This is a genomic window from Acanthopleuribacter pedis (genome assembly GCF_017377855.1).
Classification (GTDB): Bacteria; Acidobacteriota; Holophagae; order Acanthopleuribacterales; family Acanthopleuribacteraceae; genus Acanthopleuribacter; species Acanthopleuribacter pedis.
Window position 1 is genome coordinate 182,395 of record NZ_JAFREP010000008.1, and the last position, 22,599, is coordinate 204,993.

The 22,599-nt window shown below is 55.4% G+C and carries 15 protein-coding genes; 5 read left to right on the top strand and 10 right to left on the bottom strand.

Going from position 1 to position 22,599, the window contains the following annotated elements:
- Positions 1–68 precede the first annotated feature (68 nt).
- Positions 69–2,336, top strand: a complete 2,268-nt coding sequence (locus tag J3U88_RS11345; RefSeq protein WP_207858870.1) for a secretin N-terminal domain-containing protein — start codon at positions 69–71, stop codon at positions 2,334–2,336.
- 267 nt (positions 2,337–2,603) lie between these two features.
- Here J3U88_RS11345 and J3U88_RS11350 read toward each other — a convergent pair whose 3' ends face one another.
- Positions 2,604–3,497, bottom strand: a complete 894-nt coding sequence (locus tag J3U88_RS11350; protein WP_207858871.1) for a hypothetical protein — start codon at positions 3,495–3,497, stop codon at positions 2,604–2,606.
- A 536-nt stretch (positions 3,498–4,033) separates the two neighbouring features.
- Between J3U88_RS11350 and J3U88_RS11355 the strand changes: the two genes are divergently transcribed.
- Positions 4,034–4,792, top strand: a complete 759-nt coding sequence (locus J3U88_RS11355; RefSeq protein WP_207858872.1) for an SDR family oxidoreductase — start codon at positions 4,034–4,036, stop codon at positions 4,790–4,792.
- Between the two features lie 143 nt (positions 4,793–4,935).
- Positions 4,936–6,747, top strand: a complete 1,812-nt coding sequence (locus tag J3U88_RS11360; RefSeq protein WP_243435898.1) for a beta-lactamase family protein — start codon at positions 4,936–4,938, stop codon at positions 6,745–6,747.
- 352 nt (positions 6,748–7,099) lie between these two features.
- Here the strand turns inward: J3U88_RS11360 and J3U88_RS11365 are convergent, their stop codons facing one another.
- The 9 genes from J3U88_RS11365 to tssB all read right to left on the bottom strand — a co-directional run bounded on the left by J3U88_RS11365 (position 7,100) and on the right by tssB (position 19,914).
- Positions 7,100–8,671 carry a type VI secretion system contractile sheath domain-containing protein gene (locus J3U88_RS11365; protein ID WP_207858874.1) on the bottom strand — a complete coding sequence of 524 codons (1,572 nt, stop codon included), beginning with the start codon at positions 8,669–8,671 and terminating at the stop codon, positions 7,100–7,102.
- 13 nt (positions 8,672–8,684) lie between these two features.
- Entirely contained in the window at positions 8,685–10,163 is a 1,479-nt protein-coding gene (locus tag J3U88_RS11370) for a sigma-54-dependent Fis family transcriptional regulator (RefSeq protein ID WP_207858875.1), read from the bottom strand.
- A gap of 93 nt (positions 10,164–10,256) precedes the next feature.
- Positions 10,257–12,857, bottom strand: coding sequence for a type VI secretion system ATPase TssH (tssH, locus tag J3U88_RS11375; protein ID WP_207858876.1), 2,601 nt, complete (start codon positions 12,855–12,857; stop codon positions 10,257–10,259).
- Between the two features lie 3 nt (positions 12,858–12,860).
- Positions 12,861–14,759, bottom strand: a complete 1,899-nt coding sequence (tssC, locus tag J3U88_RS11380; protein ID WP_207858877.1) for a type VI secretion system contractile sheath large subunit — start codon at positions 14,757–14,759, stop codon at positions 12,861–12,863.
- Positions 14,749–15,156, bottom strand: a complete 408-nt coding sequence (gene tssE / locus J3U88_RS11385) for a type VI secretion system baseplate subunit TssE (RefSeq protein ID WP_207858878.1) — start codon at positions 15,154–15,156, stop codon at positions 14,749–14,751. Before tssE ends, tssC (J3U88_RS11380) begins: the two co-directional genes overlap by 11 nt.
- The gene (gene tssG, locus J3U88_RS11390) at positions 15,153–16,079 is read right to left on the bottom strand and encodes a type VI secretion system baseplate subunit TssG (RefSeq protein WP_207858879.1); all 927 of its coding nucleotides are present in this window, start codon (positions 16,077–16,079) and stop codon (positions 15,153–15,155) included. The genes tssE and tssG overlap by 4 nt, the downstream gene beginning before the upstream one ends.
- A gap of 6 nt (positions 16,080–16,085) precedes the next feature.
- Positions 16,086–17,816, bottom strand: a complete 1,731-nt coding sequence (gene tssF, locus J3U88_RS11395) for a type VI secretion system baseplate subunit TssF (protein ID WP_207858880.1) — start codon at positions 17,814–17,816, stop codon at positions 16,086–16,088.
- Positions 17,817–17,843: 27 nt separating this feature from the next.
- On the bottom strand, positions 17,844–19,358 hold the full coding sequence (gene tssC / locus J3U88_RS11400) for a type VI secretion system contractile sheath large subunit (RefSeq protein ID WP_207858881.1): 1,515 nt from the start codon (positions 19,356–19,358) through the stop codon (positions 17,844–17,846).
- Positions 19,359–19,392: 34 nt separating this feature from the next.
- A complete protein-coding gene (gene tssB, locus J3U88_RS11405) occupies positions 19,393–19,914 on the bottom strand; it encodes a type VI secretion system contractile sheath small subunit (RefSeq protein WP_207858882.1) in 522 nt (173 codons plus the stop codon).
- 706 nt (positions 19,915–20,620) lie between these two features.
- Between tssB and J3U88_RS11410 the strand changes: the two genes are divergently transcribed.
- Together J3U88_RS11410 and tssK are read left to right on the top strand one after the other, a co-directional pair.
- Positions 20,621–21,079 carry a hypothetical protein gene (locus J3U88_RS11410; RefSeq protein WP_207858883.1) on the top strand — a complete coding sequence of 153 codons (459 nt, stop codon included), beginning with the start codon at positions 20,621–20,623 and terminating at the stop codon, positions 21,077–21,079.
- A gap of 62 nt (positions 21,080–21,141) precedes the next feature.
- Entirely contained in the window at positions 21,142–22,482 is a 1,341-nt protein-coding gene (tssK, locus tag J3U88_RS11415; RefSeq protein WP_207858884.1) for a type VI secretion system baseplate subunit TssK, read from the top strand.
- Positions 22,483–22,599: the final 117 nt, after the last annotated feature.

A 22,599-nucleotide genomic window follows, 5' to 3' on the forward strand; every position in this document is an offset into this window, starting at 1 on the left:
CTTCGTTTCCGAGCGTCTTTTTCGCTCACGTATTCAGGTCCCCCCAGTTTAAAGAGGTATTCTTTCCCATGCACAAAAAGAACTTGTTCGCCACACGCACGCTGATTTGGGCCACGGTTGCCGTACTGTTGCTGGTTGCTTCAGCCTGTACCAAACGCGAAGATTTGATTGATAAAGCTTTTAGCCAGAGTCGTTTTGAGACACGGCTTGAAAATGATGTGAACAAGGAACCGGTGGATGAGCCGGAGGAAGAGAACAAAGGTGAAACCGCGGTTGAGGTGTTGGTTGACAACATCGAACCGGACGATGGGACCTCGAATTTCAACAAAACCGGCACGGAGGAACACCCCAACCCGGAGCTTTTTCCCGCCGACAAGGAAGCGCCCGCGCTCAAGCTGGAAGAAGCTCAGTTGTACGACGTGATCGATATTTTGTGTAAAGAGTTGAAAATCAACTACATTATCGATCCCAGCGTCAAGGACCAGACCATCACCATTAGCATGGTGGAAGGGGACACCAAGGTCACCATCTCTGAACTGCTGGACCTGCTGCTCAAACTACACGACCTGACCATGGTCAAACGCGATAACTTTTTGTTCATCGTGCCGATTGCCTCGCCAGACGTAAACCCAGGTCTTGAAATCCTTTACGGTTCGAAGCCGAACCCCAACCTGCGTAGCGAAGAACTGGCGATCCAGATTGTGCCCTTGAAGTTTGTGAAACCCGGCGACATGGCCAACATCGCCAAAGACTTTATGAGTCCTTCCGGCCGGATTCTCGAAGAATCACGCAACAACTTGCTGATTTTGATCGACAAATACCAGCACGTCGCCAAGATCATGGAACTGCTGCCCACTTTTGACGTGGACGTTCTTGCCAACAAACGCTTGAGTTTTTACGAGTTGGCCCATGTTGATGCGGTGGAGACCAGCGACAAGTTGGTGGAAATCTTGTCGGTTTACGGCTACGACCAGGAATCAGAACGTTTGAGAATGATTCCCATCGAAACGCTGAACGGCATTTTGGTTGTTGCCGATGCGCAGGAAATTTTTAAAGAGCTCGATTACTGGATCAAGAAATTCGACCAAGAAGCCCAATACGAAGAAGAAACCATCTTCATTTATCACGTCGAATACACCACCGCCGACAGCATTTCCAACTCGCTGACCCAGTTGTTTGGTTTCCAAACCTCTTACGGTGGCAGTAACCAGGGCGGATTTGGCGGCAACAACCCTATTTCACGGCGCCGCACCACCAACCCCAACGGCGATCCGAGCAGCCGGAATCCACAAACCAACAACCGCAACAACCAAAATAACCGCGGCAACCAGAACAACCGCGGCAATAACCAGAACAACCAAAACCCCGCGCTCAACGGTCGCGGCGGGCAAAACCAGGTGCAGCCAGGCGAAGGCCCGATCATGATCGTGGACATTGAAAACAACGCCCTGATTTTCCAAACAACGCCGCGTGAATATGCGCGTGTTCGCAAGGTTTTGAAAAAGCTCGATATCCTGCCGCGTCAGGTCTTTTTAGAAGTTGCGGTACTGAGCGTGAACTACAACGATGCCCAATCGATTGGGATCGCTTGGGGTGCCAACAACACCGCCACCGCCAACCCGCCCAGCAATCCCAACAGCGTTTCCGGTGTTTTTGGTGGAGAAGGCGATTCGCCGGCATTGGGTGTGGCCTATTCCTACACCGCCGCGACGAACCAAATTCAGGCCAACATTTCCGCGGCCAAAACGCGTGGTTACGTCAACGTGTTGCAGCAACCGCACATTATGGCGATTGATAACAAAGCGGCCAGTATTTCGGTTGGTACCGATGTTCCCATTGCGACCACCACCACCAACATCAACCAAATTACCGACGGCTCGAGTGTGACACCGGCTTCCAGTTCGACCATTCAGTACCGTCAGACCGGTGTTTCCTTGTCGTTTACGCCGCACATCAACGCCAACGGCGTGATTCGCATGAACATCTCGCTGGATCTTTCGGAAGCCGGTTCCCAGAGCAGTTCGGCGCAGGCGGTCCCCATCAGCAACAACACCTTGGAAACCGAAATGATCGTTCGCGACGGTCAAACCGTGGTGATGGGTGGTTTGATCTTCGACCAGGAGCAATGGAGCCGCGATACTGTCCCTTTTGTGGAGCGTATCCCGTTGCTGCGTCACCTGTTCACGGATCGCAGTAACTCTTCCTCCAAGCGGGAGTTGATCGTGACCATTACCCCGCGCTTGGTCGACTCCGAGGAAAAATCCATCGCCATCTCCAAGGAATTCAAGGAAAAGATTCTGGAAGAGTTCCGCACCTTCAAGCGTTCACGGAACTAAGGTGGGTTTGAGCATGGCTCGGGGTCCGGTTATTGCTTAGGATGATCGGATAGGAGGATGCGGCTCGGTCGGGGTTACCCTCTTGGAGGGTTTCCTACCGCGGATGAAGCTGCGCCTTTAGTTGGTCTTTGTGCCTGCCGTCGGTGATGTCGTTGCTTCCATTGAGAACCGAGCTTTAGCGCAAGATATATGCAAAAAGGAGAAGTGGCAAACCACTTCTCCTTTCGCGTGTTTGTGGGCTGATTCGCGGCTTGTTTGCCGTGGATCCTATCCCCTGGCGCCTACCGTAAAAGCGCACAGCTGGTTGGTGTCCACCGTGTTGATGATACGGAACACGCCGCTGTCGCCGCGTGGCTTGCCGATGAACAAGGAGCGGTCCGTCACGCGGTCGCCACGATTGCCGAACGCGTTACTTTTGTAGCGGAACCTGCCCTGATCGATTTTGGGCATGACCGTTTCAAACACGGTGTTGAGGGTCGCGACAACCAATGGACGAATTTCGTCCGCGACAGCGCGGGGCACTTTGAATTGGATCGGGCGCAAGGACGATTGCAGCTCCTGCAAAATGAGCAAAACCGCGTACATCATGTGCTGGTTCAGCTCAACCCGCAACAGGTTGCGGTTGGCCTCGTTGCGCCAAAACGGCGTGTAGGCTACGTTGGCCAAGCTGGGGATTTCCAAGGGGCTGACCCATTTTTCCAAAAAATCGATGAGCACGATCAGGCCGGATTGGGTTTGGATCGCCGAACCCGAGACCAAACCCGCGGCTTGACAGGCGGTCTCGCGGTAAGCGCGGGCGATTTGCTCGCCGCGTCGTTTGCGGGCCGCCGCTTCGCGGTACATGCGTTCCTGGTGTAAATGGGTCAGGTGGGTTAGGAAAAGTTCCGGTTTGGGATTTTCCAGTAGGTCACAAAGCAGTTGCGCGCCCTTGGACTGGTTGTTCTTCAAGAGTTGGAACAAGGTCTGCGCATCTTCCGGTTGGAAATAGGACAAGGACTGGCGAATTAAGGTTGCCATGTTGCGGTACAACCCTCTGGCGTCGGGTTGGTAGCGCTTGGGGACTTTGTTTTCGACCGCCGCGGTGATGTATTCCGCGAACAGATCAAAAATCCCTTGTTGTTGTGCACTGAATGCCGGTGTTGTGCAAGCTGATTGAGGCATGGTGATCACCCCTAACTGATGTGATGGTTTGGCAGAGAACCCGCTGTCGCACGAGGTGCGCCTTGGGGTAAAACCGACCCGTTCGTGTCTTTCACGAACCGTTCGTGTCTTCCACGAACCGTTCGTGTCTTTCACGAACCCGCGGTGATTTAGTGAATGGAAACAAGGGTCCACGTGGTCTTGCAGACCTACGGGACGGATGGATGGATTGAGAACCAATGAGGCACATTGGTCGGTCCGGTAAACGAAGCGACACTGGGACCGACACCGTGGCCGGGGTGTAAAATATATGTCAAGGTTATGTAAAAAGTAAAATGAATAAATCTTTACAAAAGCAATCCGCTCTTTTCTCCTGTGCGTATTCTGCCGGCATCAAGCGGCTAAGTCGGTGAGAACGCTCGTGTTTTAAAAGGTAAGCACGGCGGTTTTAGAAAAATAGCAAAGTTTGTGACCGGACAAAATGTGGGACAGGTCACAATCGCCGGCACAATAAAGCCTGTGCCATTTCTTTACGAAGCGAGGGTGATGTGGCCTTTTTGGGATTTACAAAGCCGATTGACGTGCTGGTGATGGGTTCCGCGCGTGGTTTGGGTCGGGCTTTTGTCCAACAATGCCTGGCCGCGTCGGAGGTGACCCGTGTCTGGGCCTTGGGTCGTTCCGTGGAATCCGGTATCGATGGATGCGATCTGTCGACGGGCAAGCGTTTGCGCTGTCTCAATGCCGACCTGACCGACGATTCAAGCCTTGCCGCGGTGGCCGCTGTTTTGAAGGCTGAAGGTGCCCAACTCGACGTGGTTGTTAATTTTGCGGCCCTGTTGCACACCGAGGACGGCATGGTCCCCGAACGCAAGCTGGCCGATGTTGATCCAGATTGGGTCATGCGCGGGTTCCAGGTGAATGCCTTGGGTCCGCTGCTACTCGCCAAACACCTACACCCTTTTTTCCCGAAACGGACAAGGTGCCTGTGGGTTTCCTTGAGCGCCCGCGTCGGTTCCATCGGCGATAACCGGCTCGGTGGATGGTACACCTATCGCGGCACCAAAGCCGCGCTCAACATGTTCACCCGCAACCTCTCCATCGAATTGGGACGTCGCTACCGCGGTCTGATTTGTATCGCCTACCATCCGGGTACCTGTGCCACCGACCTCTCGGCACCTTTCCGCGGCAATGTCCCACCGAAAAAACTCTTTTCCCCCGAGCAGGGCGCCGGCTACCTGTGTCAGGTGCTGTCAGGGCTGGATGATGGAGACAACGGCGGCTTTTTCGCTTGGGACGGCCAACCGGTTGCTTGGTGAACGATTCCTCTCGCTTTTCCATTTAGCCCGCATTTCACACAAGGCTTTCAGCTTCTCGCGACGAAGCCTTGTGAGAAATGCGGGCTAAGGGTTTTCTCTCGTGGCGCCGTATCGGTGTTCATGGGAGGTGTGCCGTGTTTGGAATGAAAAACACCCTGGGATGGTTGCTCTTTTTTTCATGGGTTGCGGCCCTGTCGCTGATCGCTCAGGAAACGTTGTGGGTTCCTCACTTCACCCAATCACCCGATACCTGGGAAACACACCTTGCTCTGGTGAATGCCGGCGATGCGGCTGTCCATGTCTCGGTTGAGGCTTATGACGCCTCCGGTGCCACCTTGGGATCTGTAAGCCTTGATCTCGCCGCCGGCGAGGGCCGCGACCAGAACATCGCCACGCTTTTTCCCAATATGACCGATGCCAGGGGTTGGTTGCGCTTGACTGGCTCCCGCGCCGGGTTAAGCGGCCTGATGCGCTTTCAGCACCGGCTCGGCGGCGGCACCGCCAGTTTACCGCTGTTTACCGAATCCGGCCGCGATTGGGTGTTGCCGCTACTGACCAATGACAACACTTTCTCCAGCGGTTTGGCCGTGGTGAATCCGAGCGATCAAAATGTTTCGCTAGCTCTCACGCTGACCGATTACGCGGGGTCCACCCCGGCCACGGTGACCCGTGACCTGGCCCCGCGTGGCAAGCTGGTCGCCATGGCGCGTGATTTATTTGGCGAAGCGGTCCCCGCCAAAAGCAGTCTTAGCCTTCGCGCCGATGGTGAAGTAGCCGCTTTTGCGCTCAGCTTCTCGCCCACGGTCGACCAAATTGTGGCCGTTCCCGGCCGACAGACCGCGCTGCCTGCTTTGGACGGGACCTTGTCCGCCGACATCCAAGCCGCGGTTACCGCGGGTTCCCTGCCCGGCCTCGCGGCGGCGGTGGTGGTTGACGGCAAGGTCGCCTGGCAAAAAGGGTTTGGTTTTGCCGATGTGGCGGCGCAACGGCCGGTTACCACTCAGACACCTTTTCTTCTGGCCTCGATCAGCAAGGCGATTACCGCGGTCGTCTTCATGAAAGCCGTTGAGCAAGGTTTCCTAACCCTTGACGATCCTCTCAACGAATACCTACCCTTTGTACTTGATAACCCGGCGGTCTCCGGTGAAACCATCCGTTTCTCGCACCTCCTGACCCACACCTCCGGCATCATCGACAACGAAGCCGTCACCGAACAAAGCTACACCTATGGCGCGGATTCACCTATTTCACTGGGTTCTTTTTTGCAGGATTACCTCGTCGCCGGCGGCGCCCATTACGATGCCGAGGCCAACTTTCTCGATGCCGCGCCGGGAAGCCTGAGCGATTATTCCAACATCGCCTCCGCGCTGGTCGGGTACGGCATCGCCCGCGCCACCCAAACCGATTTTGCCCAATTCAGCCAAACCACCCTGTTTGAACCGCTGAACATGAACCACACCGGCTGGTTTCTGCGCGATGTTGGCGACAAACAACCGGCGATTCCTTACCGGGTACCCGCCGCCGGCCGGTTCGAAGCCCTGCAGCATTACGGCTTTCCCGATTACCCCAACGGTCAGTGCCGTGCAAGCGTGGCCGACCTAGCCGTTTTCCTGGCCATGGTCATGAACGGTGGCGAAATCAACGGCACCCGCGTGTTAACCGGTGATTCGGTTGCCGCGATGCAGGAAGCCCAACCCGTCCCCATCCCGGCCGACATTGAGGCGCAAGGTTTGATGTGGTTTACCATGCGTGACTACGGGCGGACCTTGGTCGGTCACGACGGCGGGGAAGAAGGCGCCGATACCTTTATGTTTTTCGATCCCGCCGCCGGAATCGGTGTGATTACCTTGGTAAACGGCGACGGTGACGGATTGGATCAAGACGCATTGGACCAAATTCGCCGGCGTTTGTTCGATTACGGTGCCGCGTTAAAGCGCATGAAAAAAAGAAGCTAACCCGCATTTCTCACCAGAAGTTCTACTCCGGCCTTGAAATCGCTGCGATTACTTAGGTTACTTGGTCGGGCAAGCCTCGACGTAGCGCTGCTACGCCGAAAGGTCGGCCCCGCTGTGTTTGCCCTCGGTCGTAACCTGTGTCCTCACGGCGAATTCAAGGCCTCGCGACGAATTCTGGTGAGAAATGCGGGCAAAGGCCCCCGGCTTTTCCGACAGGAGGGTCAAACCGGCCGCCTCTTGGTATTGCTGAAGAATTGGCACCAGACCAAAACCGGGCTTGTGTTTGCGTCACGTGCAATAAAAAAGCCACCCCTGGGGGCGGCTTTCTCGAAACGCTTGGGTTTGGCTTAACTTAGTCGACGGCCAAAATTAAGGTTGGGAACGCGTTCAGGACGCTGAAGGGCGCGCGGAATTGCAGGAGGCGACGGCCTTCGTCGTCTTTTTCCTCGCGGATTTCCGTGTCTTCCTTGAGCCCGGCGTAGTTGCGCAGCGCGGCTTTCAGATCTTCGTCCGGGTGGAACTTACGCAGTTCGCGGCTGCAGCAGCCCGCGAAGAACCGGTAGGGCAGGGTGTACTCGACCAGGTTGCGTGCATCCAATTTGTCCGAGGCGGGGATTTTGATGGTGCCGAAGCAGGTCATGCCGAGCAGGGAAATAACCTCGCGGCCTTCGAGTTGGGAAATCGCGGAAAAACCTTCGAATGCCAAATCATCGCCCTGATCCTTGGTGAGTTCGACCGCGGTTCCCGGTGAAACCGCGATTTGTCCGAGGGGACCGAGCAGTTCAGAGGGCCAGTCGTTGACGGCGCAGTGGACCATCATCACCAGCGCGATGTAGAAGCTGGCGGGGGCAAAGGCTTGCAGTTCCTCGCGCAGTTCGGGATCGCCCACTTGGAACGGGTTCAGCGCCAGGAACAGCCAGGTGGAGCCGGGCTCGTCGCGTAGCTTTTTCCATTTGATGTGGGCCGGTGTGCTGAGTTTGCCGGAGAAATCGCGAATGTGGGCCAGACCGCGGTAGGACTTGGCGCGGAACACTTGCGGCGCCGCGTTGAGCACCATGGGCACCGACAGGTTTTCGGCCATTTTGCCCAGGTACAGCAGCGTGTGGCGGTCGTCGTCGCTGTTGTCCAGGTAATCGGCGTAAATCGCCAGATCCAGTGGTCGCGGATCCTGGGTTTCCGGTTTGACGTAGAGCAGGAAGGTGGCGTCGCAGAGTTCGCTTTTCATGCAGTCGACCAAGTTGACCTTGAGGTTGGGGCTTGATTTGCCGACGAACAGTTTCAAGCCGCGCCACAAACCATGGAGTTCGACGAATTTTGAATCACTCAAGATTTGGTCGATCACCGAGCGGCTCACCGTATCCAGTTCCGCCGCAACCTTGCCGCGCTTGTCGCCCTCGTAAGTGGAAGCGGCAAAGAAGTTCTTAAGGTTGGGTAGGCGCATCGCCTGTTCTTCTTCCTCTTCCTCCTCGCCGATATCGATCATATCGAGCAGGTTAACCACTTTGCTTTCTTTTTGAGCGGCGGCCATGTCGCGCAGGCGAATGAGTTCGGGTTCTGACTGAACCAGACCGGCGGGCACCAGGCTGTTTTCTTTGTTACAGGCCTCGACCCGTCCCTTGAGTTCTTTGAGCGCTTTTAGGAACGGCACCGCGTTAATCAGCCCTTTTTCATCAAAATCTTTGAGGCTCTTGAAGTGCAAGACCAAACGCAGGTCTTCGACCTTGGGCAGTTGGACCGTGCCCATCCATTGCGGGTCCATGATATCGAAAAGCTGGTCCCAGTTGTTTTTGGTGAGCGGCTGCTCTTTCAGTTCGGCACGTTCTTGGTAACGGCCGCCGTAGTTGCCAAACAAGGTGATGTGGAAGGTGCGTTTGGCGCCGGAAGTTTCTTTGGCTCCACCGAGATGTGGCTGAATATCGTTCATGGTGACTGCTCCCTTAATTGATACCGTGGCGGTTTAACAAGCTGTAGAAGGTCGTCCGCGACAGCCCCAAGCTTTTCATGGCTTTGGTTTTATTGCCTTTGCTTTTTTCAATCGCGTCTTTCAATAGAATGCTGGCGTAGGCGCTCATTTGCTCTTCGAAGGTGCCGTCGCCTTTAATTTTCGGCGGGAGACCCGCTTCTTGAGCCGATTCGTCGCGATCCTCATCGCCCTGTTCCAGGTACTTCACACTGATGAAGTCGGGATCGTCCTCAAAGACCATGGCGCGTTCGATGGTGTGTTCCAATTCGCGCACGTTGCCGTTGCGGAAGTCCATGGTCATCAACTGGTCCTTGGCTTCTTTGCGCAAGCCCTTGAAGTTCAAACCCAGCCGTTGGTTGTACTTGGTGACGAAATAATCGGCCAACGGTAGGATGTCGGAGCGGCGGTCGCGCAACGGCGGCACACGGATTGTCAGACCTTTGAGACGTTGGCGCAAATCGTTGCGGAACTTGCCGTCTTTAACCATGGTGCGCAAGTCGCGGTGCGTGGCGCAAACGATGCGGGTTTGCACCTGCATCGGTTCATCCGCGCCGACCGGGTGGATCTCGCCGCATTCCAAGGTCCGCAGCAGGGTGACCTGCATGTCCAGCGGCATTTCACCCAGTTCGTCCAGAAACAAAATGCCGTTTTCGGCGCGTTTGAACAAACCGGGGCGATCCTTCACGGCGCCGGTAAAACTGCCTTTGGTGTGGCCGAACAGTTCACTTTTGAGCAGGTTCGGCTCCACGCTGCCGCAGTTCAGCGAAATGAGCGGGCCGTCGTAGCTGCCGAGTTTGTACAAGGCGCCGGCGACCAGCTCTTTACCTGTACCGGATTCCCCGTGAATCAAGACCGTGGAAGGCACACGCGCCAGCTTTTTGATGATCTCAAACATATGCACCATCGAGGGATGGTCGCCCATGATGCCGATGCGGTTCATCTCCAGTTCGGACCGGGTGGTGTCCAACTCGAACTGCGTTTCCTGCATGTTGCGCGTGTTTTGGATCAAACGCCCGATGTCTTTGCACAGGTGCTTCAGAACACGAATTTCGTTTTCGGTGAAGTTCATGTGGTCGGTGGAGCGGGCGATGTAAAACACACCGGTCACCGAGGCCGTCGACAAAATCGGTACCGCAACCACGTGTTGTCGTTTCGACAACGACAATGAACGGTCCAACTCGTTGAGGTTCAGCGTCTGGGTTTGCAGGTTACCGGAGAGCGAAACTTGCTGGACCAAATTCTCGTTGATGTTGCGTTGCAGGTCGACAATTTCGTTGTCGAAGGCGTCGCACGCCGCCAAACAGTCCATCCCACCGGCGTGAACCGCGTAATACGCGACGACCTCGGCTTGGCAGAAGTTGGCCGTTTCACGACATGCCTGGGTGGCCATGGACACCATGGATGAGGGATTACTTTGGGTGAGAATGCGGTGAAACACCTCAAATTGGTCCATAACACCTTCCTCAATAGGGACACGGAACCTGATCGACGCCGGCGGCACCGATCAGGTTTCCTCGTTCTCAACAAGCGACGGGGTTTTTGTGGCTTAAGACCATCCCAGCGCAAACTGGTTGTCGTCGTCCATGGAAACCAACAGGTTCTTCTTGAGTTCGCCTTCTTCCATCAACTGGCGCAGAATCGATTCGGCCGTCAACGGCAGCAATTCCGCGTTGATGATTTTGTCGATGTTCCGCGCACCCGCTTCGACCAAACGGCAGCGGTCGCTGATGCCCTGAATCACGTCGCTTTCGACATTCACCGTAACGCCGTGGTTTTCCATCATGCGTTTGGCCACCTTGCGCAGCTTCAAGCCGACAATTTTTTTCATGACCTTTTCGCCGATTGGGAAGTAGGGGATGACCGTCATCCGCGCCACCAGGGCCGGCTTCAGGAATTGGTTGAGGTGGGGGCGAATGGATTCGAGCAGGTCGTTCACATCCGGCCACTCGTCGTCGGCACACATTTCCTCGATCACGTTGGAGCCGAGGTTACTGGTCATGATGATGATGGTGTTTTTGAAGTCGATAATGCGACCTTCACCGTCGGCACAGTGCCCTTTGTCAAATACCTGGTAGAACAGGTTCATGACGTCGGGGTGTCCTTTTTCAACCTCGTCCAGCAGAACAACCGAGTAGGGACGCTGGCGAACCGCTTCCGTCAAAACACCGCCTTCCCCGTAACCGACGTAACCGGGAGGTGAACCGATCAAGCGGGAAAGCGTGTGCTTTTCCTGGTATTCCGACATGTTGATTTGGATGACGAAACGCTCGCCGCCGAAGAGGGTGTCGGCCAGGGTCAACGCCATTTCCGTTTTACCCGTACCCGAGGGGCCGACAGCCAGGAAACAACCGATCGGGGTGTCCGGGTTGTTGACCTTGGCTTTGGAGGATTTGATCGCGCTGGCGATGCGGTCCGCCGCGTGGTCCTGGCCCATGACGCGTTTCTTGAGGGATTTGTCGATTTCCAACACGTTGGCAAGTTCGTCGCTGACCATTTTGCCGACCGGGATGCCGGTCCACTGACTGACGATCTGGGAAACCGTGATCGGTGTGACCTGGAACTCAACCATCGGACTGTCGCCCTGCAATGCTTCCAGCTCGCGGATTTTTCCGTTGCGCTGCGTGTGCAGGTCTTCGTCGTCCTTGCCTTCCTTGCGCGCTTCGATCAATTGGCCGTCGATTTCGAGGATCGCCTCGACCATGGCCTTTTCTTTTTCCCAGCGTTCGTGGAATTCGTTGAAGGAGGCCTCGCTTTTCGCCAGTTTCTCGCGCAACTCGGGCAAAACTTCAATGGATTTGCCCGTCAACTTTTCTTCTTTTTCTTTCTGCTCGATTTCACCCTTCAGCATGTGAATGCTGTTTTCTTGTTGGGTCAATTCGTAGGGTTGGCTGTTCAGCGACATGCGCACGCGGGCGCAGGCCGTGTCGAGCAGGTCGATGCCTTTGTCCGGCAACTGGCGCCCGGAAATGTAGCGATCCGCCAACTGGGCCGCCGCTTCAATGGCGGAGTCCAGCACCTCGACGTTGTGGTGCTCTTGGTACTTGTCTTTCAGGCCGCGCAACATGCTGGTGGCCACATCGGCGCTGGGTTCGTCGACCTTGACCACTTGGAAACGACGCTCCAAGGCCGCGTCCTTTTCAATGTACTTTTTGTATTCCGACCAAGTTGTGGCCGCAATCGTGCGTAGTTTGCCACGCGCCAGAGCCGGTTTCAGCAAGTTGGCCGCGTCGCCCGCGCCCGCTTGACCGCCCGCGCCAATCAGGTTGTGCGCTTCGTCGATGAACAGAATGATCGGGGTCGAGGATTCCTGAACCGCCTCGATCACGCTTTTGACGCGTTCCTCGAATTCACCTTTCATGCTGGCGCCTGCTTTCAGGATACCCAGGTCCAAGGTGCGAATTTGAACATTCTCAAGGATGGGCGGTGCTTTACCCTCGGCAATCAACAGCGCCAAACCCTCGACAATCGCCGATTTACCAACACCTGGCTCACCGACGAGGATGGGGTTGTTTTTGCGGCGGCGGGAGAGGATGTCGACCACTTGGTAGATCTCCGCGTCGCGGCCGATCACCGGATCGACCTCGCCGTTTTTGGCCTGTTCCACCACGTTGACGGTAAAGGCTTCCAACGCCTCGTTGCCCGCGACCTCGGCCGCCTCGGGTGAACGGCGCTCGACTTCTTCACTGCCCACCGTTAATTCATTGAGCTGGTGCACCAACTGCTGTTCGGGCAAGCGCTCCAAGAAACGGAAACGCGAACCGGCGATCCAGTTTTGGTCGCGCAGCAACGCGATCAGCATGTGCGAGGAGCGGATTTTGCCTTCGCCGCGTTCGAGGTTGGCGAAGTTCCACGCACCCGCGAAACTCTCCAACAGAATCGAGGAGAACTTGGGTTTGGCGTGGTTGCCCGTTTTGAGCAGGTTCAAGCTGTCCTCAATCTCACGTCGCGCGTCGTCGAGGTTAATCGTTTGCTTGGTGAACAAAATCGAGATGTCCGACTTGGGTTGATCAAGCAGCTTGAGGAGCAGGTGATCCACCGAAATTTCGAAATGCGTGCGTTGAATGCAGGTCCCTGCTGCTGATTCCAACGCTTTGGTCATGTTCTTGTTGAGTTTTCCCATCAAAGCTTTGATTTGGCTTGCATCCATTGGTTACTGCTCCTTCTCCCGTGGCATTTTAGAGATAAGCGTTAATTCGGCGTTGACCCCCTCCAGCTGAAGGTGCGGTTGTACGACGAGTTTGGCGCGGTAGAATCCAGGGCTGCTTGGATCTTCGGTCACGCTCACCATGCCGTCCCGGAGTGGGTACATCGAGCGAAGTTGAACTTCGGGGTTCGGCATTTTGGTGATCAATCCTTTTAACCACCCGTTTATTTCACGTTCCAGTTCCGGTGCCTCTTTGGTGGTACCGATGTTCTCGCGTTGGATCACCTTGGTGAAATGCGCCAAGCGGCACACGAGAAACAAATAGGCCATGCTGGCGGCGATGCGGTCGAAGGTGGATTCGCCACCGACTTTGCGTTCCGCCTTTTGCAGGGACGGGGCCGAGAAGAGGCAAATTCGGTCCCAATCCTTGTAATAGGTAAAGGGAATGAATCCCTGTGCTGCGATTTCGTGTTCGTTTTGGTCGGAAATACTGACTTCGAGTGGGCGTTCGCGCGTGGTGAAACCTTTGGTGCCCATATCCGCGGGCACAATATCGCCGAGCAAACCGCCGGTACGCGGGCCGCGAATGTAGATGCACCAGCCGTGGCGCAAAAAAGAGTGCAAGAGAATCAGGCCGAAGCCGTAGCTGGAAGGAATCCAGCCGTGCATCGCATCGCGCAGCACCCATTCGCGGCAGAAACGCGGCGGCAGGATGGTCCGTCTTTTGTGGATTTTGATGCGGGGCAAGGTCAGCGCCATGTAACGGGTATCTTCTGCTTCGCGGAAGGAACGCCACTTGGTGAACTCGCCGCTGTTGAAGTGCAGGTTGAAGTCCGTAATCTCTTCGATGTCGCGAATACTGCGTTTGCTGAACAAACCCGCGCCCGCGTTGCCGACCGCCGGACAGTGACAGGCCGCCGCGACCATCGAGATCATTTTCATCAAACGAAGGTCCATTGCTTTGTGGGTGAATTCGTAGTGCATCAGGATGGCGCTAAAAGGTTTACCACCCGCCTGATCGTATTCGTTTTTGTAGAGGTGGTAAAACAGGCCGGATTCACTGGGATCGAGGTATTCGTCAAAATCCTCCATCAAGCTGTCCTTACTGATATCGAGGATTTCGATTTCGCAATCGCTCCTGCCCATCGACTTTTCGCACAGCATGTGGACGCCGAGCCAACAGGATTGCAGGTGTTGGAAGTCGGGATGGTGGACGATTTCAGCCGTCTGCGCCGCGACCTTTTCATTGATGTGGCAAATCGCTTGATCCAGAACCACACGCAAGGCGCGATCCCATGCTTCGCTGCCGTAGGCTGGGCCGGGCGGCGTCGTTTCTTCCGGTTCCTCCGGTTGCACAGGTTCTGCCGGTTCTTCCGTCTCGCTTTCCGTCGCCTCAGTTGCGGCGGCCGCCTCGTCACTTTCGCCGGCCGGCTCTGGTTTCGCCAAGAGCTCTTCCTCGGGTGGGTTCAGCATGTTCTCGTCGAAGGGCGCCTCAAGGGCCGCTTCGTCGAAGACTTGCGCTTCCTCGCCAGGCGCCTTTTTCGGCGTTTCTTCCGGTGCGGTGACGGCAGCCGGTGCCTCGGCCACGGCCGGTTGGGACGAAGCCGGCGTCTTGCCCCTGTTGTCCAGTGCCGATTCGTCGAAGTCGGTGGCGATGTCGTTCATCATGTCCAGCATATCGGAGGATCCCGCGGCGTTTGTCTCACTGCCGGTAGGTGACGGTGCGGGCGGCGGGGTTGCGTTTGATTCGTCGTCTTCACCCAATAAGGCGCGAAATTCGGCTTCCGACATGTTGTCGACCGACGGTGTCTCACCGCCTTCGGTCACCGTCCCCTCGATGACGGGGATAGGCGCGGTTTTATCAACCGGGATGTTGCCGTCGGTGCCGCGGTCCTTAGTGCTCATAGGGGTTCACCACCGAGGTTTCGGCACTGCCGTCGCGCATCACATTGGTCTGGAAGGTTAATTTGGAAACACGGCCGTCCTCATGGACCTCGCCCGTGATTTGGAAGGTCGCCCGAAAGGTGGTTTCGGACGTGCCACGCAGCGTGACTTCCACGCGCGCCAAACGAGGTTCGTACTTTTCCACCGTGCGTTTGATTTCGCGACCCAAGTGCTCCAGCGATTGGGGCAACGAATAATAGACGTAGTGAATGTCGGGCAAACCAAAGTCGGGGATATGGGCCGTCATGCCCTTGCGGTTGTTGAGCAGCAGGCCCAGGTGCTCTTGGATCGAATCCGCCAGACCACGATGCCGGGCTTCACCGCCCGCGATGACGTCCATAAAGTAGTGGTCCCTCATCGATCCAAACCTCCGGTCTCAATCAAAGCGTTTTGACGCATCGGCAGGCAATGCACCCAAATATCGCGACCCACCGAGCGTTCGCCCAGGGTCCACTTGGGGATTTCGTCGGCGCGTAACTCCAAGCTCATGTTGCAGTCCCATTGACCTTGGGTGTAGTTGCGCACCATTTGCTGCATCAGCCGGCGCAAGTTTCCATTTGGAAGAAGTTGAGTGTAGTTATCATAGTTGAGATTCTTAACATTTACCTGAAAAGTTCCACTCAAGTCTTTGATTTTGGAGCCCACCAGGAAATTCCCTTCCTTGCCGATGGTCAAACTTTTGCCCATGATCGAAAACTGATCCTCGGGAATGCGGCGGTAGGTGGCCACGTAGGTTTGCAGTTCGATCTCCAAGTCTGGAAAAAACGAATCCAAAATCGATTGCAGGCCCAGCACGGTTCGGGTCCCTTGGCGGTACAGATACATTTGGTGCCAGCGCAGGCCGTGCATGTAGTCTTGACGGTGTCCCGCCAACACGCCGGAAAGCCGGTCCAAAATGATCTGTTGTCGTTGGGCGTAGTCGTTGCGGGGTCGCAAGGTATCTTCATTAAAGAAGTGGTAACTTTGCCAAATGTGAACCAGCAGGTGGAAATAGCGCTGGTTGAAGATGTCCATAAAATGGCGCATCGCCTGGCTGTCTTCGGCCAGGTGGATCATTTGGTCTGTAAAGTAATCGGGCAGCGCGCCGTGACGACCGTACAGGCCGAAGTGGGCCACCTCGAAAACCTCGTCCCCAAAATCGGTGAACTCTTCGACCGGCGTGATCCATTGATCGGCATAACCGCGTTTGACCGGTTGGGTCAAACGCACGGTTTTGCCTTCGTCCTGGGCTTTTTTCGCGATGCACCGCAGCTCGTGGAGCAGCAGCGTCAGTTCTTTCATGAGGTATTACCCCCAGGCGGTCCAGCTAAAGGTGTTTTTGGTGGTCGATTCGGTCATCACGAGTTTGAAGAAACTGTTAATCGGACAATAACCTTTGAGGAAATGGCCGAACACCCGGGTGAAGAGTGCAATGTCGCCGACAGCCGGGAAGTACGAGCTATCTGCCGATAAATCAACACGTTGCCCCAGAATAACGCAGCCCTGGCGCACGACGTAGTCGCGGTCTAGGCGGATTTCGTGGATGCCCTGAATCTTGCGGGTCCCCGCTTCGCTTTTGCCGTAGTTGTACATGGTGAACAGGGCGCGTAACGCGTCGAGGTCGGACAGCTCGGTGTAGTCCAGAGCCAAGTGCGCGAGAAAATCCCATTCGTGGATGCTGTGTAACGGCGGCCAATAAGCTTGCGAGGCCGGTGCGATGTTGCGGACCGAAATCGTCTCAGGAATTTTGTTGCTGATGCGATTGAGCTGGTCCATTTTCAATTTTTGGGCGTGGTGGCGGTTGGTACATTTGGCGCGGACCGAAATCACCTGGTTCTGTAACGCGCCTGGTCCATCGTGGTCCATATCAATGAAACGCACGAAAAAATCCCAGCCGCGTTCGATGGCTTTGTCACGACGGTGCATGTAAAACCACTGTTTGGGGTTTTTGAGGGTTTTGACCCCAAAATGGTAGTAAGGGCGCACCGTTTCCTGGTCTTGTTCGAAGCTGGCAATCACCTCGTCGACACTGTGCACCTCAATGTCCTCACGGGTGGAGTCGGGGATGACCGGAAATTCGGGACGCAGGTTGTCGACCCGGAAAGGTTCGCAATCGAGGGTGTAGAGATTTTGGGCCACGCAGGAATGTAACCGGATGTTTTTGGATTCAATCACGATCCCGGTCGCAAACGGGCGCTTGAAACGAAAATCGATTTGAACGTTGGTGACATCCTCTTGGTGGGCCAAGTACTGATGGAGCCCTTCGATACGGAAATAGAAGAAGCGGTAGGGATAAAGAAAATAATCACGCAACAGATGAAGCTGGCCCAGCCTGCCCTTTTCGTGGATTTGGTAGTCGTGTTCACCGTCGAACCCGGTCCAAACCAGTTTTAAGGCACCCGGCCGGGTGGTGATTCCCTTAAGCGTGATTGCCTCAAGATTTTCGGCAAATTGGAAGAACAATTCGTACATGGTGGATGGATCGCCATAGATGCCGAATTCCAACTTGTCCCATTCACAAGCGGTGGCGTCCGTGCCGGCGTGGACCTGTAGCTCAAGGCTACGGGTGTAGTCGCCCGGCGCGTCGGGATCAACCCATAGTTGTTTGACCTCAAGGGGTTGCACCCAAAGGTCCCAGCAAGTAGTAAATGTATAGCGTTCGCCCTGTGGGCCGAGCCCGTTGGCGAAAAGCTCGGTCCCCCGTGGAATGAGTACGGGTTTGTCGAGCATGCTTTGTTGCGGCGTAAATTCTACGATGGTTCGTGCTGGTTGCGGTTGTAAATATTGTGGGTAAATCAGTTCGAAGAGGGAATGAACCAGCTCTGGATACTGTGCGTTCAGGAAGCGATTGAGTTTCCCGGTCAGGAAGGCGAAGGATTCAATAATCCGTTCCGCGTGGGGATCGCGAACTCCCGAATCACGTGCATGTAATCCGAGAGTCCGCGCAATTTCCGGAAAGCGCTTGGCGAAAACGCCCGCTTCCTGATCGAGGTAACGCAGCTCCTCCTCGTAGTAGACCCGGTCATCGCGGGAAACCATGGAGATGAGACCTCGTCAGAGAGTTTTTTATTCGCCTTTGCCGGCGGGCATTTTGGAGACCAGTGAGAGGTCAACCGCCATGCCTTCCATTTGGAAGTGGGGGCGAATGAACATTTCCACGTTGTACCAGCCTGGTGATTCCTCGATGTCGGAGACGATGATTTTGGCGTCTTTCAACGGACGACGGGCTTTGAGGTTGGCGTCTGGGAATTCCATCTTGGTAACTAGCTTTTGGATCCACTCGTCCAGTTCCTTCTGCAAATCGGCTTTTTCTTTGGAAGAGCCGATGTTCTCGCGCTGGATTACCTTGAGGTAGTGAGACAGACGCGAGGCCAGGAACATGTAGGGCAAGTTGGCGGCCAATTTGGCGTTGGCGGTTGCCTCGGCCGTGCTGTACTTTTTGGGGCGTTGGCAGGATTGTGCCGAGAAAAAACAGGCGTAGTCGCTGTTTTTGTAGAAGGTCAACGGCATGAAACCGCTTTCGGCCAATTCCAGTTCCACGCGGTCGGAGATGGTGACCTCGGTGGGGATTTTGGACTTCATCTCGCCCTGATCTTCGTAGTGGAAGATGGGCAGATCTTCGACCAAACCACCTGCTTGCGGACCGCGGATGTTCACGCACCAACCGTTTTTGCCGAAGCTGTCGGTGAGACGGCTGGCAAAGGCGATGGAGGCGTTGCCCCACAAGAACTTGTTGTGTTGTTCGCCGGTTACGGTTTCGTGGAATTCGAAATCGCGCATGGTGTGGTTGCCGGGGTGGTAGGGTTCACGCAGCAAGAACTTGGGGTAGGTCAAACCCAGGTAACGGGAGTCTTCGCTGTCGCGGAAGGAGCGCCACTTGGTGTATTCCTGCTGTTCGAAGAGTTCTTCGAAGTCTTTTACCTTGTGCAGGTCGGTCGCTTCCTTGACGCCGAACATGGCGTCGTCGGCCGCCGCGATGAACGGGGCGTGGCAACCGGCGGAGACGTGGCTCAGGTTTTTCATCATGGCGACGTCTTTGCTGGATTGGTCGAAGTAGTAGTTGCCGATCACAGAGGCGATCGGTTGACCACCGGCCTGATCGTACTCTTGCTTGTAGATGTGGTGGAACAAGCCGGACTGCAACAGTTCGGGCGCGTCTTCCAAATCGCTGCGCAGGTCTTCTTTGCTGACGTTAAGCACTTCGATTTTGATGTTGGCGCGGAAGTTGGTGCGGTCGACCAAGTACTTCAGACCACGCCACGCGGATTCCATTTCTTGCAGCTTGGGGTGGTGCAGGATCTCGCTAACCTGCTCGCTCAGCTTAGCGTCCAAGCTGGAGATGACGGAGTCGATCATCGGCTTGTCGAGTTTGTCGAGTTTCTGACCGTCTTTGGTCAGTTCGGAAATCAAGTGGTTGATCGCGGTTGCTAATTTGGAACCGGCGTCTTCACCCGCGGTCGACTTGGCGTGCGGTGCGGTCGGGGCTGAAAGATCAACTTTTCCCAGCAGGCTGTCGAGAAGGGACAGCTCGCCTGCCGCTTCGCCTGCTTGGCCTTCGGCTTGATTCTCAGGGGTCGTCATATACCATTCTCCTTAAAAAGCGTTGCTGGTGGGCTTACTCTTCGTCTCTGCTCGCTTCCAGAAGGGGAGCCAGCGCGTCGAGTTGGCCGCGCAGCGCTTCGACTTTTTCGGGATCACCGACGATGCGGTTCAATTCTTTGCGGAAATCGGCGTTGTTGACCACGCGACCTTTAAGGTCCATCAACAGGCGACGAACTTCCAACAGTACGCGGGTTTCGGGTACTTGCTCGGCAATTTTTTCGGGGTTGAAGTCGTCCATGCTGGAGAACTTCAGGTCGACCTTCATTTCGTCGCCTTCTTCACCACTCAGCTTGTTGGCAACGTTGATGTTCAGACCCAACTTCTGCTCTTTCATGACCGAAGCGAAGTTGTTTTTGTTGACCGAAATCTTTTTGCGCTCTTCCAGCGGGGTGTCGTCTTCCCGCATGGTGTAGTCGCCCAATAACAATAATTTCAAGGGGAGTTCGACTTCTTCTTTGGCGTCGCCGACGTACTTAACATATTTAATATTTACCCGCGAAGCGGGGATTTCGTCCTGGTAGCTGCCCCGAGCCATTGGCGCCTCCTCAATCTGACGTGATGATCCTGATACCGCGACGGTTGCGCGGTGAAGCAGTTCATAAAGATGTTGGCTTAAGCTGTACCAGCCTAGCAAAACCAAGCCCCGAAAAACAAGGTATTTTTAACGGCGGGCCGACGGGTTGCAGCCGTCGCGCGGCTTGGCGTTGTCAGCGCCGAAGCCCCTGTTTGGCGCGGCTTTTCAGCGTTGTGCCGGCCGCTTGACAGCAGTGCCGGAAATTACATACCATTAGCCTCGTTCCCTTCCCGGCTTTTGCGTCTGAACAACCTGGTCCGCTCCGCGCGACTTCGGCGGTTTTGTGCGCACTTACCTGGAGTGGTGTCGAAACGGCCGATGTGGATCGCGTCGTTCGATGTCGATGGAATTTCCGCTTTCGGGCTTCTTTGGATTAGGCGGAGAAGTTCGAAAGCAGAATATGTTTTCGTTTGGGTCGGTGCGCGGGTTCGGCTCTACCGATCGTGTCCGATCTTTTGCGAAAGTGTCTGCGAATCCATGGGTGGGACGGAGTGAAGCCTGTTCGCCGCGGCTTGTCTCACGGCTCAAACGGTTGTTCGCCAAGTCTTTAGCCCAACCCTTGGCCGTCCTGTCGGCCATTTTGGGTTTTATTCCACAGGAATTCTGGTCTATGATGGCTTGAATCCTCGTCTTTTGAGTTCACGGTTATAACAAACGGAGCGTGCTCATGCGTTATGTCTTAATTTCCCTGATGGTGTTGGGGATGGTCGGCTGTTTCGGCCCTAAACCCCTGACCAAGGTCAATTTTCTGAGTCTGCCTGAAACCAACAACGGCCGGGCTTTACCGGTTCACGTGATCCCCGTTGACGAAAGCTTGCGGGTTAAACTTGAGCGGATGACTGCTGAAGAGTGGTTTATCAGCGACGATGTCAACACCCTGACCGGCATTAAGAAACGCGTCCTGCGTGGCGCGCAAAGCGAAGTGGTAAACGCCGAGCGGCGCAACGACCGCAACGACTTCATGGTGATTGTCGACTTTGCGGATGTCGAAGGCGCCGACCAGCAGAAATTGCTGATCGGTGATAAGTACCATCGCTCCAACGATGTATACGTTTTGGTCGAGCGTGATCGTTTGCGTATCGTGGCCAAATCGGTTTACGACGACTACATGCGTAGCAGCCGTTAAGCACGGTACCCGAGCGACACGACCAGTTCACGATCCGCCTCGGCGGATCCCAGGGGGAAGTATTGTCAGCCCGCGACATTAACTGGAGTGAGGGGCTGTTCGTTCAGCCTCATCACTTCCAACAGGCATTTCTCAATCTGGAAGAACGCCAAGCACGGTTTCCTACGGATTATATTCCGCACTTTCACGGCGTTTCCCAGTTGTCCATCTCCGAAAGTGACTGCGAGAACTACAACCTGCACATTGCAGAAATTTCTTGCCGCTTTCCCGACGGGACCCGCATCACCTATCCCGGCAACGCCGTGATCGAAAGCCGCCAATTTAAAGAGCGGCTCGATTCCAACCAGGGCCGCATCGAGGTCTTTTTGGGCTTGCCCAAAATGAACACGGTCGAACCCAATGTGCTGCGTTACGACGCGCGTCCCTTGGGCGGCGTCAAGTATCGTTACATTTCCAAGGTTGAGGAAATCGGCGACCTGGTAACGGGTAAAAACACCCAAGAACTTGAGGTTAAACTCTACAACCCCAAGATCCTCTTTTCCGGTGAGTCGACCTTTGGTTACGACGTCATCAAAATCGCCGAGGTCGAACGCGGCGGGCAGTTTAACTCCGTGCCGGAGTTGGATAAAGAGTACGTACCGCCCTGTTTTTCGGTCAAAGCGTCGGCGTATCTCCAGCACATCATGCGCGAGGTAGGCAACCGGCTGATCGCGAAAAACCGCACCCTGCGGGACTACTGGAAATCGAAGGACACCGCCACCCTCATGAAAGCCCGCGACGCATTGAAGGTGCAGAGTTTGGCGGTTTCTACCAACTCGTTTTTGCAGTTGAGCAGTGGGGCCGTGGTTCATCCTTTTGCCTTGTACGGCAAAATCGCCGAAATTATCGGTATGCTGTCGATCTACTGTGAGGACGATAACTTTGTCGAGGTCCCCATTTACGATCACGACAACCTGGCCAAGTGTTTTAAAACGGCCCACGGCAACCTGATTAAGTTGCTGTCGTTGCTGGAAGAACTCAGCTACGAGGCCCGTGTTTTCGAAATTTCCGGCGAGTCGCTTAATGTCGACTTTGACGCCCGTTGGTTCGACGACAAATACGAGCACTACATCTGTTTCGAGGCGAAGATTGAGGAGCCCGAGGTGCTGCGCCAATTGGGCGGCCTCAAAATTGCCCCGGAAAACATCATCCCAATCCTCAACCAACGACGGATGCGCGGTATCGACTTGGAAGGGCCGGTGCGCCACCTCAGCCACATTCCTACGTCGCCCTACCACCACTACTTTAAAATCCCCGTGGGTCATGCTCTTTTCCGCAAACTCCAAGATCATCCGGTTTTATCCATTTGGGGCAACACCCAATTCGCCGAGCTGGTCACGTTATATATATTGGAAAAGAAATAACCCCTTCTCGGCCGCTTCCTACCAGGCGGCCGGGTTTTGGAGTTTTCGGCCATGAATTCGTTGCGTAACACGTCACAACCCCTTTAGCGACCGGGATCGGTCGCGCCTCCGCGTGTG

Excerpts from the sequence above, each read along its gene's own strand:
- J3U88_RS11345 (WP_207858870.1), top strand. The coding sequence starts at position 69 with ATGCACAAAAAGAACTTGTTCGCCACACGCACGCTGATTTGGGCCACG.
- J3U88_RS11350 (WP_207858871.1), bottom strand. The coding sequence starts at position 3,497 with ATGCCTCAATCAGCTTGCACAACACCGGCATTCAGTGCACAACAACAA.
- J3U88_RS11360 (WP_243435898.1), top strand. The coding sequence starts at position 4,936 with ATGAAAAACACCCTGGGATGGTTGCTCTTTTTTTCATGGGTTGCGGCC.
- J3U88_RS11365 (WP_207858874.1), bottom strand. The coding sequence starts at position 8,671 with ATGAACGATATTCAGCCACATCTCGGTGGAGCCAAAGAAACTTCCGGC.
- J3U88_RS11370 (WP_207858875.1), bottom strand. The coding sequence starts at position 10,163 with ATGGACCAATTTGAGGTGTTTCACCGCATTCTCACCCAAAGTAATCCC.
- tssH (WP_207858876.1), bottom strand. The coding sequence starts at position 12,857 with ATGGATGCAAGCCAAATCAAAGCTTTGATGGGAAAACTCAACAAGAAC.
- tssC (WP_207858877.1), bottom strand. The coding sequence starts at position 14,759 with ATGAGCACTAAGGACCGCGGCACCGACGGCAACATCCCGGTTGATAAA.
- tssE (WP_207858878.1), bottom strand. The coding sequence starts at position 15,156 with ATGAGGGACCACTACTTTATGGACGTCATCGCGGGCGGTGAAGCCCGG.
- tssG (WP_207858879.1), bottom strand. The coding sequence starts at position 16,079 with ATGAAAGAACTGACGCTGCTGCTCCACGAGCTGCGGTGCATCGCGAAA.
- tssF (WP_207858880.1), bottom strand. The coding sequence starts at position 17,816 with ATGGTTTCCCGCGATGACCGGGTCTACTACGAGGAGGAGCTGCGTTAC.
- tssC (WP_207858881.1), bottom strand. The coding sequence starts at position 19,358 with ATGACGACCCCTGAGAATCAAGCCGAAGGCCAAGCAGGCGAAGCGGCA.
- tssB (WP_207858882.1), bottom strand. The coding sequence starts at position 19,914 with ATGGCTCGGGGCAGCTACCAGGACGAAATCCCCGCTTCGCGGGTAAAT.
- J3U88_RS11410 (WP_207858883.1), top strand. The coding sequence starts at position 20,621 with ATGCGTTATGTCTTAATTTCCCTGATGGTGTTGGGGATGGTCGGCTGT.